At 66.2% G+C, this 18,311-nt stretch carries 14 protein-coding genes and 2 pseudogenes; 5 read left to right on the top strand and 11 right to left on the bottom strand.

The features are described from left to right. Positions 1–35: 35 nt before the first annotated feature. The 6 genes from D7Y15_RS29735 to D7Y15_RS46455 all read right to left on the bottom strand — a co-directional run bounded on the left by D7Y15_RS29735 (position 36) and on the right by D7Y15_RS46455 (position 7,822). Positions 36–3,452, bottom strand: coding sequence for an RHS repeat-associated core domain-containing protein (locus D7Y15_RS29735; protein WP_121754675.1), 3,417 nt, complete (start codon positions 3,450–3,452; stop codon positions 36–38). A gap of 53 nt (positions 3,453–3,505) precedes the next feature. After that, on the bottom strand, positions 3,506–4,327 hold the full coding sequence (locus D7Y15_RS29730) for a PAAR domain-containing protein (RefSeq protein WP_158629134.1): 822 nt from the start codon (positions 4,325–4,327) through the stop codon (positions 3,506–3,508). 76 nt (positions 4,328–4,403) lie between these two features. Next, the gene (locus D7Y15_RS29725; RefSeq protein WP_121754673.1) at positions 4,404–5,651 is read right to left on the bottom strand and encodes a tetratricopeptide repeat protein; all 1,248 of its coding nucleotides are present in this window, start codon (positions 5,649–5,651) and stop codon (positions 4,404–4,406) included. A 398-nt stretch (positions 5,652–6,049) separates the two neighbouring features. Next, positions 6,050–6,472, bottom strand: a complete 423-nt coding sequence (locus D7Y15_RS46645; RefSeq protein ID WP_304988690.1) for a hypothetical protein — start codon at positions 6,470–6,472, stop codon at positions 6,050–6,052. Between the two features lie 49 nt (positions 6,473–6,521). Then, complete coding sequence (locus D7Y15_RS29715; protein WP_121754672.1) at positions 6,522–7,421, bottom strand: MBL fold metallo-hydrolase; 900 nt, start codon at positions 7,419–7,421, stop codon at positions 6,522–6,524. A gap of 35 nt (positions 7,422–7,456) precedes the next feature. Continuing rightward, on the bottom strand, positions 7,457–7,822 hold the full coding sequence (locus tag D7Y15_RS46455) for a cupin domain-containing protein (RefSeq protein WP_255428377.1): 366 nt from the start codon (positions 7,820–7,822) through the stop codon (positions 7,457–7,459). A 110-nt stretch (positions 7,823–7,932) separates the two neighbouring features. Between D7Y15_RS46455 and D7Y15_RS29705 the strand changes: the two genes are divergently transcribed. Continuing rightward, positions 7,933–8,871, top strand: a complete 939-nt coding sequence (locus D7Y15_RS29705; protein WP_233605130.1) for a LysR substrate-binding domain-containing protein — start codon at positions 7,933–7,935, stop codon at positions 8,869–8,871. A gap of 99 nt (positions 8,872–8,970) precedes the next feature. Here the strand turns inward: D7Y15_RS29705 and D7Y15_RS29700 are convergent, their stop codons facing one another. Next, positions 8,971–10,002: a phosphatidylserine decarboxylase family protein gene (locus D7Y15_RS29700; protein WP_233605131.1), complete on the bottom strand. Its 1,032-nt coding sequence runs from the start codon at positions 10,000–10,002 to the stop codon at positions 8,971–8,973. A gap of 300 nt (positions 10,003–10,302) precedes the next feature. Further along, entirely contained in the window at positions 10,303–11,631 is a 1,329-nt protein-coding gene (locus D7Y15_RS29695; protein ID WP_172817686.1) for a M12 family metallopeptidase, read from the bottom strand. A 685-nt stretch (positions 11,632–12,316) separates the two neighbouring features. Here D7Y15_RS29695 and D7Y15_RS29690 point away from each other — a divergent pair. Further along, positions 12,317–14,527 carry an FG-GAP-like repeat-containing protein gene (locus D7Y15_RS29690; protein ID WP_121754668.1) on the top strand — a complete coding sequence of 737 codons (2,211 nt, stop codon included), beginning with the start codon at positions 12,317–12,319 and terminating at the stop codon, positions 14,525–14,527. A 200-nt stretch (positions 14,528–14,727) separates the two neighbouring features. Then, positions 14,728–14,862: pseudogene (locus D7Y15_RS45980) on the top strand (IS630 family transposase); the annotation flags it as partial. A 101-nt stretch (positions 14,863–14,963) separates the two neighbouring features. On the opposite strand, the gene D7Y15_RS44310 reads toward D7Y15_RS45980, so the two are convergent. Continuing rightward, on the bottom strand, positions 14,964–16,541 hold the full coding sequence (locus D7Y15_RS44310; protein WP_148712900.1) for a peptidoglycan-binding protein: 1,578 nt from the start codon (positions 16,539–16,541) through the stop codon (positions 14,964–14,966). A 295-nt stretch (positions 16,542–16,836) separates the two neighbouring features. Here D7Y15_RS44310 and D7Y15_RS29680 point away from each other — a divergent pair, with 295 nt between their 5' ends. Beyond that, positions 16,837–17,151, top strand: a complete 315-nt coding sequence (locus D7Y15_RS29680) for a hypothetical protein (RefSeq protein ID WP_121754666.1) — start codon at positions 16,837–16,839, stop codon at positions 17,149–17,151. 213 nt (positions 17,152–17,364) lie between these two features. Here the strand turns inward: D7Y15_RS29680 and D7Y15_RS46640 are convergent. Both D7Y15_RS46640 and D7Y15_RS29670 read right to left on the bottom strand, forming a co-directional pair. Continuing rightward, positions 17,365–17,532, bottom strand: a pseudogene (locus D7Y15_RS46640) (short-chain dehydrogenase); the annotation flags it as partial. Between the two features lie 41 nt (positions 17,533–17,573). Then, a complete protein-coding gene (locus tag D7Y15_RS29670) occupies positions 17,574–17,918 on the bottom strand; it encodes a nuclear transport factor 2 family protein (RefSeq protein WP_121754665.1) in 345 nt (114 codons plus the stop codon). A 59-nt stretch (positions 17,919–17,977) separates the two neighbouring features. Here D7Y15_RS29670 and D7Y15_RS29665 point away from each other — a divergent pair, with 59 nt between their 5' ends. Next, positions 17,978–18,238: a helix-turn-helix domain-containing protein gene (locus D7Y15_RS29665; RefSeq protein ID WP_233605129.1), complete on the top strand. Its 261-nt coding sequence runs from the start codon at positions 17,978–17,980 to the stop codon at positions 18,236–18,238. The last annotated feature ends 73 nt before the right edge of the window (positions 18,239–18,311 follow it).

The following is an 18,311-nucleotide window of genomic DNA, read 5'->3' as shown; positions in this document are numbered from 1 at the left end:
GTACATCGTCGGGGGTGAACGGCATGATGGGGGGACTACCTTGGCAGGTCGAGGATGTTCTGCTGGAGGAGGTGGGTGATGGCGCTGGACGACATGAGCGGACGCACCGAGTCGCCGTTGTCCCGATAGCTGTGCCAGTACCCTCCATCGCCTCGTGGCGCATTCTCGAGGCGTGACGCGAGGGGGACACCTGAAACGTTGCGGTGCTGAATGTGATACAGCGCCGAGCCTTCGATGTTGCGCGCGCTGCGACGGTCGGAGAGGTCCGTCGCGATGATGCGCATGTTGTCGAAGCTGCCCGCGATCCGCTCGTTGCGGTGACCGCTCAAGCGCGTGTGGGGGTGTTGGTTGGTAATGCCCACGTAGACGATCTTCGGTGGCCGCTTGCCTTTGGTGAGGACGTACACCGTCCACCCGGAGGTCCTGCTGCCGCACTTCAACCCGAAGGGGTCATCCCAACCGACGGGGTTCGGCGCATAGTGGAAGAGGTTCGGGCCCCCCGCGAAGCCGATGGGGTCGGCGGAGATGAACCGGCCGGTGGCCGGGTCGTAGTACCGCGCGTGGTTGTAATGGAGCCCGGTCTCTTCATCCCAGAACTGACCGGGAAGCCTCAGGGACGGCGCCCGCGCGCTTCCCTCCTGGAGGACGAGGTTTCCCCACGCGTCGTACTCCCCTCGCCAGACGCAGTGGCCCGCGTCGTCGAGCAGCTCGCGGGGGACTCCCAACTGCGACACGATGGCATGGCGCAGCTTCCCATCCTCCCAAAGCGCCTGGGGCCAGAAGCTGTCGACGGCGTAATCCGTGACGCCCCGCGGCCCCTGTTCGCTGAGCAGGTCGTTCCCCGCCCAGTAGAAGGACGTGCGCTGCCCGTCGTGCTCCTTGAAGACGCGACGCCCGGTCCCGTCATAGCCATACGTCGTCCTGGTGCCGTCGGGGTGCTCGACCTCCCGGAGCTGGTCCAATGCATCCCAGTGGTACCGGGTCTGCCCGTCTCCATTGGTGGTGCGCACCCGCTGGCCGTTCGGTGCATGGGTGAAGCGCGTCGCGCCATGCTCGACGAGCACGCTGCCCGGCGCGTAGTGCAACGGGCGGTCGTTCTCGCGCTTCAGGTTCCCCAGGTCATCGTAGGCGTAGCGCCCGGCCACGCCGGAGGGGCCGTCGGTCGCCACCAGTCTTCGACCTGGGTCGTACTCGAAGGTGCGCTGCCCCCAGCGCTCGTCCTGGACCTCGAGCAGCTCCTGGTTCCGGTCATAGGCGTAACGTCGGTCGACGAGCGGCTCCCGCCGTGGAGAGAGGACGCGCTGCCGCGCGAGGTTGCCGCGCGCATCGCACTCCACGTCCTCTCGGGCCGGTCCCAGTTCACGCTTCGTGAGGAAGTCCCTCGCGTCGTAATGAAAAGACTGGAACGTCCCGCGCTCCGTTCCAAGTGAGCGCAGTCGTCCGCGGAGGTCGTAGTCCAACAGGAGTGGCTCCGCGCGGGCCCCCTCGAACTCCCGCCGCGCGACACCTCCACTCGGGTGGTACGTGTACTGGACGCGCAGGCCGTTCTGGATCTCCGCCGTCACCCGTCCGAGCAGGTCGTGCTCGAACCGGACGGTGGCATCCGGCGTCCAGCTCTCGAGGAGCTGACCGCAGGCCGAGAACTTCTGTCGGAGCAGCGGCTCCGTGCCCGAGGTGAGCTGGAGCAGGTTGCCGGAGATGTCATACGTCGACTCGACCACCGTGCCGCCGGCCTTGTGATGCCGCAGCACGTTGCCTCCGAGGTCGTACTCGAAGCGCTCGATGGCCCCGTCGAAGCGCTGCTGCGCGACGAGGTTCCCCACGCTGTCGTACTCGAAGGTGGCGAGCTCTCCGGCGGGGTTGCGCACCTGCGTCAGTCGCCCCTCGGTGTCCCAGGTGTATTCGGAGACGATGCCATTGGGGTCGATGGCGCGGACACACTCCCCGTACGCAGAGTGCTCAAGCCGATGCACGTGCTCGGTGCCGTCGACCCGCCGGGTCAGGAGTCCCTCGGCGTCGTAGGTCAGTCGTTCCGTGGCTCCATCGGGGTGCTCGACCTGGACCAGCCGTCCCAGGACGTCGTAGCGCAGGCGCAGGAGTGCGCCGCTGGCGTCCTCGATTTCGCTGGGATTGAGCAGGGCATCCAGCCGGCGGCGCTCGATGAGGCCGTAGCCGTCGGACAGCCGCGTCTCGGTCCACGACGCGTCCCGCGAGACGATGATGCGATTGCCGCCGGGCGTATGGACCGCGACGATGTGGTTGTTCTCGTCGCGCACGTAGCGGCGCTCACCTCCGAGCGGCTCCAGCACCTGGACGAGCGCCCCTCGCTCGTAGCGCATGCGCCAGACGGCTCCATCGGACTCGGTAATGCACACCACCTGGTGGTGCTCGTCATATTCGTAAGACGTGGTGGTGCCGTCGGGCCAGCGCTTGCCCGTGACGTCGCCGCGCTCGTCGTACACGTAGGTCGTGACGTCCTTGGCCGGGCCCACCTCGACGACGGGGCGGCCGTGTTCGTCGTACTCCGTCGCGCGGATGCCGCCGTTGGGGAGGATCTCCCGCTCGACCTGGCCTCGGGTGTTGTACTGGTACGCGGTGACGTGGCCGAGGCTGTCGGTGACCTGTGTCAGCCGCGCCACTGCGTTGTACTGGAAGCGGCGCAGGTTGTAGCCGCCTTCGCCCGCCGCCTCGATGCAGCGTCCCTGGGCGTCGTACTTCATGAAGTAGGCGCCGCCGGCACGGTTGCGCTCCTCCGTCAGCCGGTCCTCGGCGTCATAGCCATAGGTCATCGGTACACCCGCGGCGTCGTGGACCGCCACCAGCCTGTCCCTGCCGTCGTACACGTAGCGGGCGACGGTGACGGGAGGCGGCGCGTCCGCTCCCGGCATGGAGAGCTGGAGCAGGGCGAGCCGGCCGCGCGTGTCGTACTTCAGGTGCACCGCGCGGCGCTCCGCGGACTGAGTCACGGACGTCAACCGCTTCGCGCGGTCGTACTTCAGCAACAGCCCGTGCCCGGAGGGAATCTCCAACGAGCGCAGCGGCATCGGGTCGCCATCGGCCGCAGAGAAGACGTAGCGCTGCACGTCCGTCTCCAGGTCGTGCCAGTGATAGACGACGAGGAGGTCTCCCTCACGGCGCAGCTCCATCGAGTCGCCGAGGTTGAAGAGAGACGCTCCGGTCTCGATGCGCCCCGACGGATCGTCGAAGAACACCTCGAGGCCGCCGTGGCCGACGAAGCGGAAGCCCTCCAGGTCCCGGCTCAAGCGCGCGTCCAGGTTGTGGAGCCAGCCCCGGCCCAGGATGGACGCGGGTTGGGCCAGGAGGTCCGTGCTGTACGTGCGACGGAAGATGAGGGGCACGGTGCCCCAGATCTCCACGTCGTGTGCCGCGGTGAACTGGACGCCGGAGGCGACGTCCACCGGGTGTCCCACGGCGCGACGCCCGGTCTGCATGGCGCCTCCGCGGCGGTCGATTCCCTCGGTGGTTGACGGGGGGGATGGCGGGCTCAATGGTTCCTCCCGGAGTTGCGACGGCCCCGGCGTGCGCCGGCACGGGCCCGCAGGCCCTTGACGAGCTTCATCAACCCTCGCGCGACGTTCGTCCAACTGGGCATCGGGAATCCGCCGATGAGCACATTGGGCGCCCCCAGGGTGACGGCGCCCAGGGTTCCTGGAGGGACACAGGCGTCCTTCCCCATGGCGGCGCCCATCGCCATGGCGAGCGCGTCGGCGGCCATCTGCGCCGCCATCATCCCCGCGCTCATCCCCAAGGCCCCCGCCATGGCGGCATCGCCCTCCGCGCTGGCGCCAGCGGCCTCGACGGCATCGCCCGCGATGGAGGCCACCTGTGCGGCCATGCCGGCGACCATCATGGCCTTGCTGGCCGCTTGCAGCGCCGCCGCAGCGCCCCGCGCGGCGCCTCCCGCGGGTGGAACGGGTTTACAGTGGTAGGTCAAATCCAGCAGCCGCGCCGCGCGCGCTCCACCGATGAAGACCTTGGACGAGCCCGTGAAGACCTCGAAGATGGGCGGGAGCCCGCAGCAGGTCGGGGTGAAGCCGAGGTCTCCACACCGCGCCGCGGGCAGCCCGTTGATGAGCACCTGGACCGAGGTGCCCAGGGCGATGGCGCCGAGCACGGGCATGGGCGTGGGGGGCACGGGCGGTGGGCCACTGGGTGGGTGCAGCACGTGCGCATGCGGGATTCCCACGGCCAGGGACCCGAGCGTGGCGGCGGGGAAAGCGGGCAGCGCCTGGGAGATGGAGTTGGTGGCCAGAGCGAAACCTTCGTTGAGCAGGTTGATGCCCATGGACGGCAGACCCGCCACCATGCCGAGGCCTTCCGACAGGGTATGGAGCGCATTGCGTGGCCGTTCGGGTGAGCGGTATCGAGGCGCGGGAGGAAGGTTAGGCATCGCGGGGCCCCTTACGTTTGAGGTGCGTGAGCTCGGTCTCGACGCCCGACAGGCGCTCCTTCATGCGCAGGTGTCGATACGTGCGGCTCAGGTGATCCAGGTTCGAGCACAGGTTGACGTGGAGGCCGACCTTGCGGCTGAGGTGGGCCGCGGTCTCCCAGCGCACCACGGCCTGCTTCGCGTCGCCCTGTTTCTCGTGGCAGAGCCCGAGCCACTCGAGCGCCCGGGCCTTGCCCTCGGGGTCGAGCATGCGCGCGGCGATCTGCTCCAGTCCCTCGAAGTAGAGCTCGGCCTCGCTGTATCGCTTGCGTTCGAAGGCGAACTCGCCCAGGGACTTGACCACGACGGACAGGATGACAGGCGCCTTCGACGCGATGGCGGGCACCAGGGCGCATTCGTACCAGTGCAGGGCCTGGTCGTTCGCCCCCGTGCGGCGGAACACGTCACCGATGCCATGCATGACCATGGCTTGCATCGAGTGGTTCTCGGTCTCCTGGTAGTAGTTGAGCAGCGCGGTGTACTTCGCGGTGGCTTCCTTGTTTCGACCGTGCGCGTAGTCCAGGCAGGCCAGGGTCATCAGCGCCTGCATCCGCTCCGCGCGAGGTCGCTCGTCGTCCTCTACATCCCTCTGGAGGCTGTCCCGCACCGCGTCAGGGGAGAGGTCCACGGGCAGGATGCTCACGCGAGGGAGGCGAGGCGCGTTCGTGTCCCTCCCCATCGTGAACCCGGGGTTTCGGAGAATCAATCGCAGCCCCTGCATCCAGGGCTGGATGCCATTCCTGGGCACCAGCGACGCGACGAGCGCCGCGTAGCCGGCGGCGTCGGAGATCTGTTCGGGGAGCATGACCCACACCAGCCGGTGGCCGCCCTCGCGGGGAAAGAGTGAGCGCGCGAAGGAGATGGCCTCCTGGAGGAGCGCCTGGGGAGACCGGGAGGGACTCAGGAGCGTCTGGGGAAAGTCGGGGAGGGGAGGCTTGCCGGCCTCGAGGAGCGATTGGGAGGCCAAGCCATGCTGCTCCTGGAGTTGCTCGATGGCCTCCCGGACGAATTCGCGCGGTTGATGAAAGGAGTTGCTGAAGAGAAGGAAGACGTCGACTTCCGAGGCCTGCTCCGTGTCGCGCAAGAGCTTGAGGAGGATGGCCGTGTCATTCTCGGAGCATTGGACCAGCAGCAGCAGGTCCTCGCGTTGCTCGATGAAGTCCTCGAGGCGCTCCTGTAGCTCCTGAAGAAGCCTGCGCATGGCCCTGTTGGCCCCCCCCGGCCCCGAGCTTCATGACCGGAGTCGGCACACTACCGCCGCTGGCAATCTTTTCTCAATGGGGATGAGGCCCGCACCCGAGGCCGTAGTGGGGTGTGCACGTGGGCCATGTCTTGCAATGCGCGCCGCTGGGTCCTCTCTTCCAAACGTCGCAGTCGGAATGACAAAGAAATCCATCCCCGCGGACTCCGACATCAGCCATTTTCGTCGGTCCCTGCCTCGTCCCGCTCCAGGTGACCGAGTCCCATCCCCGCTCCCATGCCCAGTCCGGCGCCGCCTGCAGCGCCACCCATCCCGCCTCCGCCTCCCCTGCTCCCGGCATCCTTGTCTCCGCCTCCGCCTCCGCCCTTGCCACCGCCGGAGACGGTGCGCAGCGGGCCTTACTCCGGGATTTCCAATGACGGCGGGATCGGCTCCAGATCCAGTGCTTGACGAATGAACCCGCGCAGCGACACCACCAGGTCGAGCGTACGCACCGGCCGTCCGGCGACCATGTCGCGCGCGGCCCGCGCCGCCAGTGACACCTGCTGTTCGGTCCCCAGCAGGAGCACGTCCGACAGCGCCGCCTCCACCGCATCGCGGATGCGCCGGCGGCGCTCGGAGGCCGAGTCTGGCTCTGGCACCTCCCGCCCCGAGGCAGCCGCATCCTCCGCCCGGCGGCGCAGGTCGCGCAGATGGGTGGGGTCCACCGCCAGTTCCCCGGTGAATGAGCCGCCCAGCGTCTTGTAGGCGGCGATCAGCGTCTTGAGCCGCTCGTTGATCTGCCGGTTCTCGCGCTCGCGTCGTCGCTGGAGGGTCTGCATCACCAGAATTCGGAGTCAACGAGGGCACGCCCCGGCCTCGATGTTCGTGTCAGGTCCGGGCCTGCCAGGTCAGCCACTCCCCCGGACGTGCCAACTCCACGTTCACCTTCCGCGTGCGCGCGGCGGCCAGAAGCAGCGCTTCCGCGTCCGGGACCTCCTGGTAGTCCTCGGAGGCAGCGAGGCCGTAGTGGATGGGCACGAGGAGCTTTGATCCCAACACCACGGCCGCGGCCACCGCCTGCTCCGGCGTCAGGACGGCATGCACGTCGCTCACGGGCTTGCGCCAGCCGAAGCGCGCCCCGTTGATAGGCAGGAATGCCGCATCGAAGGGGCCGAACTGTCGCCCGATGTGCCACCAGGAGCCATGCCACAGCGTGTCGCCGCAGTGGATGATGCGGCGGCCTCCACCGGAGACGATCCACGAAACCTGGGGATCCCCATAGCCATCCACCGCGGGAACGGCGGTGGCGGTGAAGTCATTGAGCAAGAGGGGCTCGTAGAGCGGGGCGGACCGCACGCGGAATCCCGACGCGGAAGCCGCCGCGGCCATGTCCGGGGCGCACACCAGCGTCCCGCTGTCCCCCAGCGCCTGACGGACGGCCACCCGGTCGAAGTGGTCGGGATGGCGATGCGTCACCAGGACGAAGCGGCCCCCGTCGCGCACGTCCAACGGGACGAGCGGGTCCTTCAGCGCGGCCCCCCACACGGAGGGGTCGCTCAACGGGTCCAGAAAGAGCGTGTCCTGTCCAAGCCGCAGCCGCACTCCGGCCCAGGCCAACCGCTGGGCGCGAAGCGCGGCGCTGTCGGCAGGCTTCGTCGCACGGCCCGTCCCAGGAGGAAGCAGGACCGCGCCCGCGGAGAGCGCCACCGCCGCACGCAGGAAGTCCCGACGGCCCGTCCCCGAAGGCCGGGCCCTCTTGCCCCGTTCCTCCGTGTTCGAGGGTTCCATCCGGAATGGGGAGAAGGAAGTCAGGGCGTCCTGGCTCACCGGGCCCCCGGGGAGGCCACGAGGTTGATGCCGAAGAGGCGCACGCCGGTCTCGGTCCGCGGCTGATGACGGCTTGCCGGCGGGAAGACCAGGTATGAGCCCGGCCCCAGGCGCTGCTCCCCTTCGATGAGCTCACCGCTCACCACGAGGACCTCCTCGCCGGTGTCGTGGACGTCCACCCAGGGCCACTGACTCCCGGGAGCCATGTCCACGACCCAGACCCTCACGTCGCGAGGACCTGGCAAGTCCCTCCGAAGGCAGCCGGGGCCGACGACGACCGGTTCAATGTCGTCGATCCGCACGGACGACCATGGGGGTACGGCAAGGCTCTGAATCCTCGGGAAGCTGTCTGACCGGGTCATCCGTCCGTGCTCCTGGCGCTGGGACACCCACGTTAAGGGGACCCATTCCATGAGCGCAGCGAAACGATTTCGCGATGATGCTGAACCGGGCTCATGTGAAGCTGACCGGCATGCTCGAGCTCCGTCACTTCAAGCTGATTGCCGCGGTCGCCGACACTGGAAGCCTGGCCGCGGCGAGCCGGCAGCTTCACCTCACGTCCTCGGCACTGAGCCATCAACTCCGTGATGCCGAGGAGCGCCTGGGCGTGCAGCTCTTCCAGCGCCGCCTGCGCCGCCTGCTCCTGACCGGCTCAGGCGAGAAGCTGCTCCTCTCCGCACGGCGGGTCCTGAGCGAGGTGGCCCAGGCCGAGGCGGTCTGCCGTGCGCACCCGCAGGACGACCTGCTCCGGCTCAGCACGGGCTGCTACACGGTGTATGGCTGGCTGCCGCCCATCCTGGGGCGGTGGCAGGCCGAGCACCCACGCGTCGAGCTGCGCATCGTCCTGGAGGCCACGCGTCAGCCTCTTGGGGCGCTGCTGAATGGCGAGCTGGATCTCGCCTTGACCACCGACGTCCCGCCGCAGGCCCGTCTGGAACAGACCGCGCTCTTCGAGGACGAGCTCATGCTGGTGGTCCCCGAGGACCACGCGCTGGCGCGGCGGGAACACGTCACGGCGGAGGACCTGGTGAGGGAGCACCTGCTCACCTATGCCGCGCCTCGGGAGCAGCTCGATGTCTTCACGCGCGTGCTCTGGCCCGCGGGCATCGAGCCGCACCGGGTATCCCCCGTCCCCCTCACCGAGGCACTGATCGAGCTGGTGCGTGGCGGTATCGGCGTGACGGCACTGCCTCAATGGATGCTGCCGGACCAGCGCCATGGACTGCGGACCGTCCGGCTCACCCCTCGGGGAATCAGACGCCGCTGGAGCGCCGTCACCCGCGCATCCCGCCAGCGCCCCGCTCCACTGACCCACTTCATCCAGTTGCTCCGCGAGCGCTTCTCCCTCCACGGCAAAGCAAGGCCACGGGCTGCCTCACGGCGAGGAGTGCCGCCGCGCATGGGTGTGTGACTCGGCTTTCGGCCCCTCAGAGCGTTTGAGTCCTCTGAGAGGAAAGCCGAGAGTTGGTGCCCACAGTTCGTTCACGTCTCGTGGACACCGAGATCGCGACTACAGCGCGAGCCCGATGTTCTGCCTCACCATCACGACGTTACCGAGCTTCTCCCCAGACCCGCCGCCGCCGCCGTCGCCCAGCTCGGGACTGTCCGTGATGCTGAGGGACGCGATCTTCGACCGGTCGAACAGGGTGCAGCAGGTCGATCCGCCGAACGCGAAGTGGCCAATCTCGTCGCCCCGCTGCACCAGGTCACCCGCCTTGACCGTCGCCACGCACGAGGACACCTCCGTCAGCCCCACGAAGACCATGGCGACCTCTCCGATGGCCGGATTCTCGGACTCGATGAAGAGAACCGTCCGGGTGTTGACGTGGCTGAGGAAGGGGAACGACGACGCGTAGTCCTGCTGCGGTGCCGGCTGCGCGAAGAAGAAGCCGGGGACCGTCCGCACCTTCTTGATCCGGCCAGTCACCGGCGAGTGCCACCGGTGGTAGTTGAAGGGCATCAGGACGATCTGCACCGCCAACCCATCGATGAAGGGCCGCAGCAGGGGACTGTCCGCGGGCTCGTTGAGGAGGTCCGTGAGGTAGTACTGCTCGCCCTTGATGTCGAAGGTGGCCTCGCGCTGCACCTGCTTGGAGATCTTCCAGACCTGCCCGTCCACGGGGCTGATGATCGCCTTCCCCGAGGGGTCCGGCGCGAGGGGGCGGCTGGCGTCGAGGTTCTTGAACTTGCGGATGAAGAACTCGTTCCAGGACTTGAAGCCGCCATGCGGCGCGGAGGGGGAATAGACGTAATCGTCCAGGCTCAGGTACTCCCGGGCGTCCGCGCTGAGCCAGTTCCCGTACGAGTCATTCATGTAGGCGAGGGAGGCGGGCGTCTCCAGCTTGTCGTGATAGGCCTTCAGGATCGCGGAGAAGTAGGGCCGGATTCCCTCGTTGGTGAAGAAAGCCCAACCGGGGCCGTTCTCCATGAAGGGCTGCAGGACCGTGTAGAACGGCAGCGCGGCCATGAAGTTCGCATCGTATTTCGGAAGGCTGTAGAGCGCATTGTCGAGCTGCTGGAAGAAGTCCGCGGGAGTCTTGATGTTGAGCGGGGTTCTTCTGGTTGGCCGCGTCCAGCATGCTTCCGATGTAGATGCGGAGGAAGTCGTTCTCGGGACGCTTCACATACTCGACCAAGGCCTGCACGGACGGCGCGAGTTCCTTGGGATGCTTGCGAGGACTCTCCGCGAACAGGCGATTGGACTCCATGGCTCTCAACGCGGACTGAGCGGGAGCTGCCCTCATCTACGAGGACCTGGGCGTGGCCACGGTACTTCCCGCGACCACGCCCTCCCAGACGCGTGTCTGCTTTCGCCCGGAGTTCCTCGGCCCTATCCCGTCCCTCAGTAGAAGGTGATGGTGAACTGCTCCCATTGCCCCACGGCGGCGCCGGCGGCATACACCGAGCCGTCGCCACCGTTATCGGCATACAGGTAGCGGGGGGTGAGGAGATCGTTCGTCGACAGGGCCACGGTGTCTCCGGTGCCGATGGTGAGCAGGCCCGTGCCGGCTATCTTCAAGATGCGGAAGGTTTCATAGTTGCCAGGCGCCGTGGGGGTGGCTGTCACCCCCGAGCCGCCACCGTTCACGGCCATGACATAGTTACCTGAGGCCGTCTGCAGGTGGATGAGGTCGCCGGTCTGCAGTTCGAATCCGTTGCGGTCCACCAGTTGGAACTTCTCCCAGGGACCAACGGCGGCACGATTAGCGTTCACCGCGCCGCCGCCGCCGCCCTCGGCCACCACGTAGTGGCCGCGCAAGGCACGCAGGGAGATGGTTCTCGAGTAGAGACGCGCCACGGTTGCCGCGTCCGTGATGCTCAGCGAATCGCGCTGCCCGATGGCCTGCCCCCCCAGTGGCTCGATGGTGGGTAGCCCATTCCTCGAGAACGCCGTCCTCGGGTAGTGCATGATGGAACCGTAGTCATAGGCGAGGATGTCGTCACCGTCGGCGATCTGCTGGCTGAAGTTCTGCTCATAGCCCGCGGTGATGTTCTCGGGCCGGATGAGCACGTAGGTATTGCGGTCCTCGCGCGACTGCTCGTGCCACAGACCCAGGGCGTGTCCGATTTCATGGATGATGTTGCCCGTGCTGCACGCGGCCTCCAGCGACACCATCTGCCTGCCACCAATCCGTCCCACGTGGGCACTGCACCCGGTGCCCGTCTGGAAATTGACGTAGTTCGGGTACAGCGCCGCGTTGAGCACAGTGCGTTGCACGAAGCGCAGGTGCGTACGCTGTTGCCAGTGATTGATGGCGTCCGTGATTCGCGCCTGGTTTGGCACAGCCGCGTCGATGGTGTAGGGCACCTCGGAGTTGGGCCAGCGGAAGTTTGCTCCGGTGATGGCAACGCCCTGGGCCTGGACCCCCGGGGCGTGGATACCTCCCCGGGCCTTCACCTCGCGCACGCGCGCCTCCATCTCCTCCACCGTGCCGAGAACCATGTCTCCCTCAAGGATGGCCAGACCATCCACCTCGGCGTACTTCACTGGCACCAGCTTCCCTCTCGCGGCGTTCCAGGCGTAGCCCTCGCGAACCGGGGCGCCAGCAGGCACTCGGGCCATCTCCGGGTCCAGGGCGGGACGCGACTCCAATCCCTCACCGCAGGCGGTGAGCAGCAGGCTGGGGATGAACAGTGCAACCAGCGCGGACTTCAATGTGCTTCGAAGCATGGTGCCTCCTTTCCGGAAGGCATTCCGGGGAGCAGGAGACAACCACACCACTCTGACATTTGTCGTTTGAAATCAAGGACCGCCATCAATTCGCGACATGCCCCGGAGACTCCGCCGCATGGAGGATGCACTGCGTCTGGACTCATGAGCGCCAAGGCGAACGGACACATGTGGATTCCCCGTACATCTTTTAACTCTAGACCTCGGGCTCCAGGCGTAACGTCAGTTCATGACAAGCCCAGGCGCAAGGGCTCCACCAGGAAGCGGGGGAGGCATTTCAGCGCCTTTGGGGCTCCAAGCATCCGGTTCGCCTCCGCTAACGGGCGGGGGGCGGGGGAAGTCCTCCTCGTTTGCCTATGCCGCGCCTGGATGACTGGCACTTCCGGTTGTGCTGGCGTCACCTCCACTCGAAGGTTTGACGCTTGGCCGCGCACCTGGGGCTCACCGGCACTGTTGGCGATGCGCTACCATTCCCATCTCTGCGCATCGATTCGCGGAGACGGACACAGGCATGACATGGACTTTCTGTCGATGGTCCTCCAGGACTTGTTGGCTGGCAGCCCGAGAACGTTTGCCATCAAAGTGTTGCGTGCCTGGCAGCGGGGAGCACGGAATGGTGTCGTTCATTCCATGAGGAGGGGGGTCCATTCTGGGCTTCATCCTGCTCCTCGGAGGGAGACACTCGATGCGAAGTCATCCTGGTGTGCTGTGGTCATGGGGACTGGGCGTGGCGCTGGCCTTGTCGCTGGGGGCGTGTGCCGTGGAGTCCCTCGATGAGACGGTAGGTCCTCCGGAGGATGGGGTGTCGCAAGCGGGTGACGAGGCGTTGACGCGTGAGCGGCCGGAAGCCTCCTTGACGTGGGACCCGTATGCGGACGCGGTGGTGTCGAGCACCACGGCGGCGGTGCTCAACGCGAGCGCGGCGTTGGGCGCTCCGGACGGGCAGGCCGCGACCATGCTGAGCGTGCTCAACTCGGCGCTGGTCCTGGACCTGGGCCAGGGAGAGGAAGGCACCGGAGACCTGCGCGTCTACTATCAGGGACTCACGCTGGCACTCGTGGCCCAGGTGGACTTCCTGAAGGCGGATGGGACCTTCATCGGCTCCAGCACGTTGCACCTGAAGGAGCTGGGCCTGGGGACGCATATCGCGGTGGCGACGTACCCGGGGAACGTGCCCTATCGCTACGTGCGCCTGAGAGGCGCGGTGCTCGCGCTCTACCTGGTGGACGCGGTGGAAACGTCGCTACGAGTCTTCTGTGGAGATGGAGTGTTGGGCGGATTCGAAGTCTGTGACGACGGCAATCAACTCTCGGGAGACGGCTGCAACAGCGTCTGCCAGTTGGAGCCGGGCTACACCTGCACGGGAGAGCCGACAGTGTGTACCGACATCGACGAGTGCGCCGCCGGTACCGACAACTGCAACGACAACGCCTCCTGCACCAACATCGGGGGCTCCTTCACCTGCGCCTGCAATGCGGGGTACGAGGGCGACGGCGTGAGCTGCACCAACATCGACGAGTGCGCCGCAAGCCCCTGCCTGAACGGTGGCACCTGCATCGACGGCATGGGTAGCTACACTTGCAAGTGCGCGCCCACCTACGAGGGGACCAACTGCCAGTCTTGCTCCGGCACCCTCGCGGACTGCAACGCGAACTCGTCCGACGGCTGCGAGGTGAACCTCCAGAGCGACGCCGACAGTTGCGGCGCCTGCGGCATCGTGTGCTCGACGGGCCAGATCTGCTCGAACGCCACCTGCCAGACCGCCCCCACTGGACAGGTCCCCGGCACGCCGGTCAGCTCCCCCGCGAACCACAGCCCGCTGGCCCCGGCGGTCGCCGATGTGAATGGCGACGGCAAGCTCGACATCCTGGTGGCCAATGCCGAATCCGGGTCGACCCAGACTCCCTCTGGCTCCCTCTCCGTCTTCCTGGGGAATGGCGACGCCAGCGTCCAGTCGGAGGTCAACTACGGGAGCGCCTCGCTCTCCAGCAACGCGGTCGTGGCCGTGGACGTGGACGGCGACGGGTGGCTCGACGCCGTCACCGTCAACGGCCAGACCAACCTGCCCCTCATCAACGGAAACATCAGCGTCTACAAGAACCTGGGCTCGAGCGCGCCCGGGACCTTCGGCGCGCCGACGAGCTTCACCACAGGCACCCCGGGCTCCGTCCACCTCTGCACCGGGGACTTCGATGACGACGGGGTGGCTGACATCGCCACGACCAGCGTGACCCAGAACCAGGTGAGCGTGCTCTTCGGCACCGGCGCGGGCAACTTCGGCGCGCCCACGTTCATCGGCATCCAGAGCACCGGCGGCGCTCAGTCGACCATCGCCTGCCGTGACCTGAACAGCGATGGCTTCTCCGATATCGTGGTGACGAGCCCCGCCAGCGCACGCCTGTCAATCCTCATCAACCAGGGAGACGGCACGTTCGCCGCACCAGTCGCCTACAGCAATTCCGCCAGCGGCCAGACGGCGGGCATCGCCTTCGGCGACGCCAACGGCGACGGCACGCTCGACATCCTCTCGAACGGCGCGGCCGGCCGGTACCTCTTCTACTTCAGAGGGAACGGCAACGGCACCTTCGCGAGCGGCGTTCAGTCAACCGCCGCGGCCACTACGGCCACCAACTCGGCGCTGGGCGTCGTGGCCGGTGACTTCAACGGCGATGGCAAGCTCGACGCCTACATCCTCGTTACAACGGCCTCGGGCGGCGTCCGCCCGATGACCGGCAACGGCAATGGAGGCTTCACCTCGGGCACCGTCGTCACGACCGGCGCCTCGCCTGGCCTCAACGCCATCGCCACCGCGGACATGGACGCGGATGGGTACGCCGATCTCATCCTGACCAACAGAGGCTCCGGCACCGTGACCGTGGTCCCCAACGGACTCTGAGTCGCTGTCCGCGATGAAGCGATGGGGCGGTGTGCCCTGATTTCAGCGCGGTCTCGGTAGGAGAATCGGTGCGCCGCGTGCTGCGCGCGCGGCGCACCGAATGAGCGTCGGGTGACTCTCACAGTACCCACAGCCGCCATGCGTTGGCGGTGCAGTCTGGGGTACGTGCAGGGCGTCGACTCTGGCGTCGATTCACTCCACACTACACGCCCGTCCACGGCAGTTGGCTCAATCAGGCGGAGGTGGAGATTTCCCTGCTCTCTCATCAGTGCGCGGGGACGCGGCGCATCCCCACGCTCGACAAGCTTCGCTGCGAAACGCAGGCATGGCAGAAGTGGGCCAATCGCCAGCAGCTCCGGATTCGCTGGCGATTCACCGTGCCGAAGGCCCGAGCGAAGTTCCATTACCAACCCGCAGACTTCACCCGGCCAAAGGACTAGAAGTTGCGAACAACCATGGCGACTTCATAGCGGCGCCCGAACTCATCGCCTGTCGAAACCGGCGCCGGGCGGTACAGCTTCCCAGTCCCAGGCTCTACATAAAAGGTGTTGTCGGGATTGGTGTATGCGCCCATCACAGGCTTCCGGGCAGCCGGGTTCTGAAAGACATAGAATGTACGCCCCTTGGCACTGACGCCCTTCCCATTGATCAGTACATAGAGATCTGACAGCGTGAGATTATCAACATGTGCGGCGGAGTGAGAGACCCCCGCCACTACTGGCCGACCAAGGGCCAGTTGCTCATCAATATACTCAAGACACTGGGTCGCAGCCTTTGCGTCAACCACGATTCCGCCCTGGCCGTCCGAGCCAGTTGCCACCTGGATGCGCTCTTTCAAAGGGCGCGCGTAGACATGTAGCTTCGACGCCATCCTCCCTGCCGCGCTGGAACTCGGGGTCTCCAAGCCGCCATCGCTCCATACTGAATATTTGCTGATGAAGCTTGTCTCGATCCACACATCCAGCTTCCGCGCGACAGTCACATCGTACGCGGGCGTGGAAGCCACTGTTTTCGGTGTTTTCGAGTCGACGTCGGATGGCAACTCCACCAGGGACTTCTGAGGGCCCTTTGACGGACTCACAGCCGTTGGTTGTTCATTCATTAGATGTGAGAGGGCGTTCTTCATCTCATCCTTGTAGCGATTGCTGACGCCCTGCTGCACCTGCTTGGAGCTGCCAGAGAAGTACACCAGGGTGCCGTTGGTGTTCTTCCGGCCTCGCTCCGCGTAGATGGCCTTGATTAATTCTTCGTCGCTGACTGTGGCGGGGTCTTGTCCTTTGAGCGCTATCTTGACGATATCGGCTGCGCCACGGATGCCTCTTGCATAGGCCTTGGGGCCCGCACAAGGGCCAGACTGAACCGCGGTAGACCATACGACGTCTCGCAGGGTGGCGGAGCGCAGGTCCAGGTCCATGCCGACGAGCCTCTTGATGCATGCGGCAGCCACGTCGTAGAATTTTTTCTTGATGTATTCATGTTGGGCCCTGTCGAAGCCGATGGGGTCCTTGGTTGCCAGTTTTCTCCATGCGGCCGAGAACGCGGGAGTTCCAGGACGTGCGCCTGCCAGCGCCACGTAGTAGCTGAAATGGGTCTTCTTCAGCGAGCGAACAAACTCTGCCGCCGAGCCGTTGGCCGAGGCGAATTGGTAGCTGCCATATGAAACTCCCCCCTTGTCCCCCTTGCCCGTGGAAACCGTGCCGGGGCCCTTGGCTTCGTATCTTCGACTAAGCCTCCCCAGTTCATCGTCCGTGCCGGAAGGGTTCTGTGATGCTGGGATTTCCGTGGGGGTGGCTTTAGGTCTCGGTTTTGTCTTTGGGGGCTTGTTCTTCTGGCGTGCTTTTGAGAGCTCGTCTTGGACAACCAAAGCCACGGGGCCTTGATTTCCCAGTTCCGAGGGGGCGTGGATTGGATGGTCGACATCGCTTCCCGGAATGGAGTCGAGAGTCGATGGATGGTGTTTCTTCCGTGATAGAAAGGTGCCGCTTGGATTGGTTCGAGCGTCAGAGCGCGACACGGATGGCCTCCGGACAGGGGAGCGGGACGAGAAATACTTACTCAACCCTTCGCGCTCCACGGAACGCCCTGTTGCCTCTCGTTTCGGCTCATGCCAACCGCCAACCCACCAGGTTTGGCCCCTGGGGCAGGCTCGCCTCGGGCCTGAGTCATAGCAGCGCCTAACAAATGCCAGGACAGAGACGTCGTAGGCGCATTGCCAACGGCCAGCCCAGCCCTGACTATCGTTAGGTGCCGTAAGTCGAGGTGACGGACGAGGCTTGGTGCTCTCCATTCCGCCGTCCTCGGGGGGAACGATGGGCGACGAGGTTCCGCGCACGACGGGGCCCACGCGCCAAGCCCTGGAAGAGCGCTTCGGCATCACCTCCGCCCAGGCCGCACGCGCATCCCAGCGGCGCGATGCGGGTGACTCGCTTGCGGACCAGCTCGAGGCGGGCTGCGTGCACGTCGTCCTGCCGCACATGGTGCTCACAGTGGACGGGCTGGAGGTGCCGCCCTTCAAGGCCGTCCGCGACAAGCAGCTCGCCTACGCGCGCGCCGTCCTCGCGAGTGCCGTCCATGGCTTCCTCAGCGAGATGCTGGCGCGTGTAACGGACCGGGGTAATGGATAGCAGGCGGGTCACCCAAGCTGTTCGTAGCGGGGGCGGCCAAGCGGATCGCCCCGGGGTCGGCCAAGCGGACCTTGAGTCGGAGCAGTCGGGACGGCGGTCTGTTCCCCCGGAAGACAGTTGGAAGAAACGCGGCTGGGAGGTGGAGTGAGCGCCTACCCGGCCAGTCATCCCGTGCATCTTCGCGAGTCCAAGAGCACCGCCCCCGCGGTGCGCCATGGCCTGCCGGACGACCTCCGCGCAGCCCTGCGCTGTCGTCACGTCAGCCGCGACATAGCGGACGTTATTCGTGTCGCGCGGCACCGTGCGTGCCGTGGCGAGGACGCGTACGCCAGCCTCGACCAGCGCCGCGAGGACAGCCGCCCCGACGCCTTTGGTCCCGCCCGTGACGAGCGCCCGTTAGCCCTTCAATTCGAGATCGAAGCTCATGAACCGATCTCCAAGCGCGTGATGAGGTGGCCAGCGATGGTGAACGCGAATAGCAACTGCGCCCGGCTGCCTGGGAAGTTGTCGCTCACCTTCGCGGTCACTGTCGTGCGCGCTCCAGCCGTGTCCGCGGACAGAGGCTCGGTGGAGAAAGCGTATTTGGCGACTCCCGCGCGGTTCCACGCGGCAATGGCGGCGCGGCCGCGATGTTCGTGTCGCTCGTCCAGGACGACGGCGTCGTCGGCGAAACACCGGGCGACGGCCTGCGGGTCGGTGGTCTCGCTGGCGAAGTAGCTCGCGATGGGCGCGGGCAGTTTCAAAGAAGCAGCGTGATTCGTTGTCATGGCCCTCCAGGTAATGGCGCGGTATCTCTTTCACAAGAACGCACGAAAAAGTGGGGTCCATGCTTTTGGGTAAGCATGACCATCACACGCCCGTGACGGCGGCCACCGGCATCAAGGGCGCCATCCCCGCCATCTCGCAGAAGATGCTCATCCAGCAACTCAGGCAGTTGGAGCAGGACGGCATCGTCGCGCGCATCGTGCACGCCCAGGTCCCACCGAAGGTCGAGTACCACCTGACCGACTTGGGCCAGTCCCTGTGCCCAGCCCATCCGCGTCCGTTTAACGCGATGGAGAAAAGCAGAGCAGAATCAAAGACATAGGTGCAGCCGAGCAGGCAGGCCCGTCGAAACGGGGGGACGAGGAACATTCTCCTGGCATGAAGAAGAGCACTCC

The organism is Corallococcus sp. AB030 (genome assembly GCF_003668965.1).
Lineage (GTDB): Bacteria > Myxococcota > Myxococcia > Myxococcales > Myxococcaceae > Corallococcus > Corallococcus exiguus.
The sequence above is the reverse complement of the archived record's forward strand: the minus strand, read 5'-3'. Positions and strand labels throughout refer to the sequence as shown.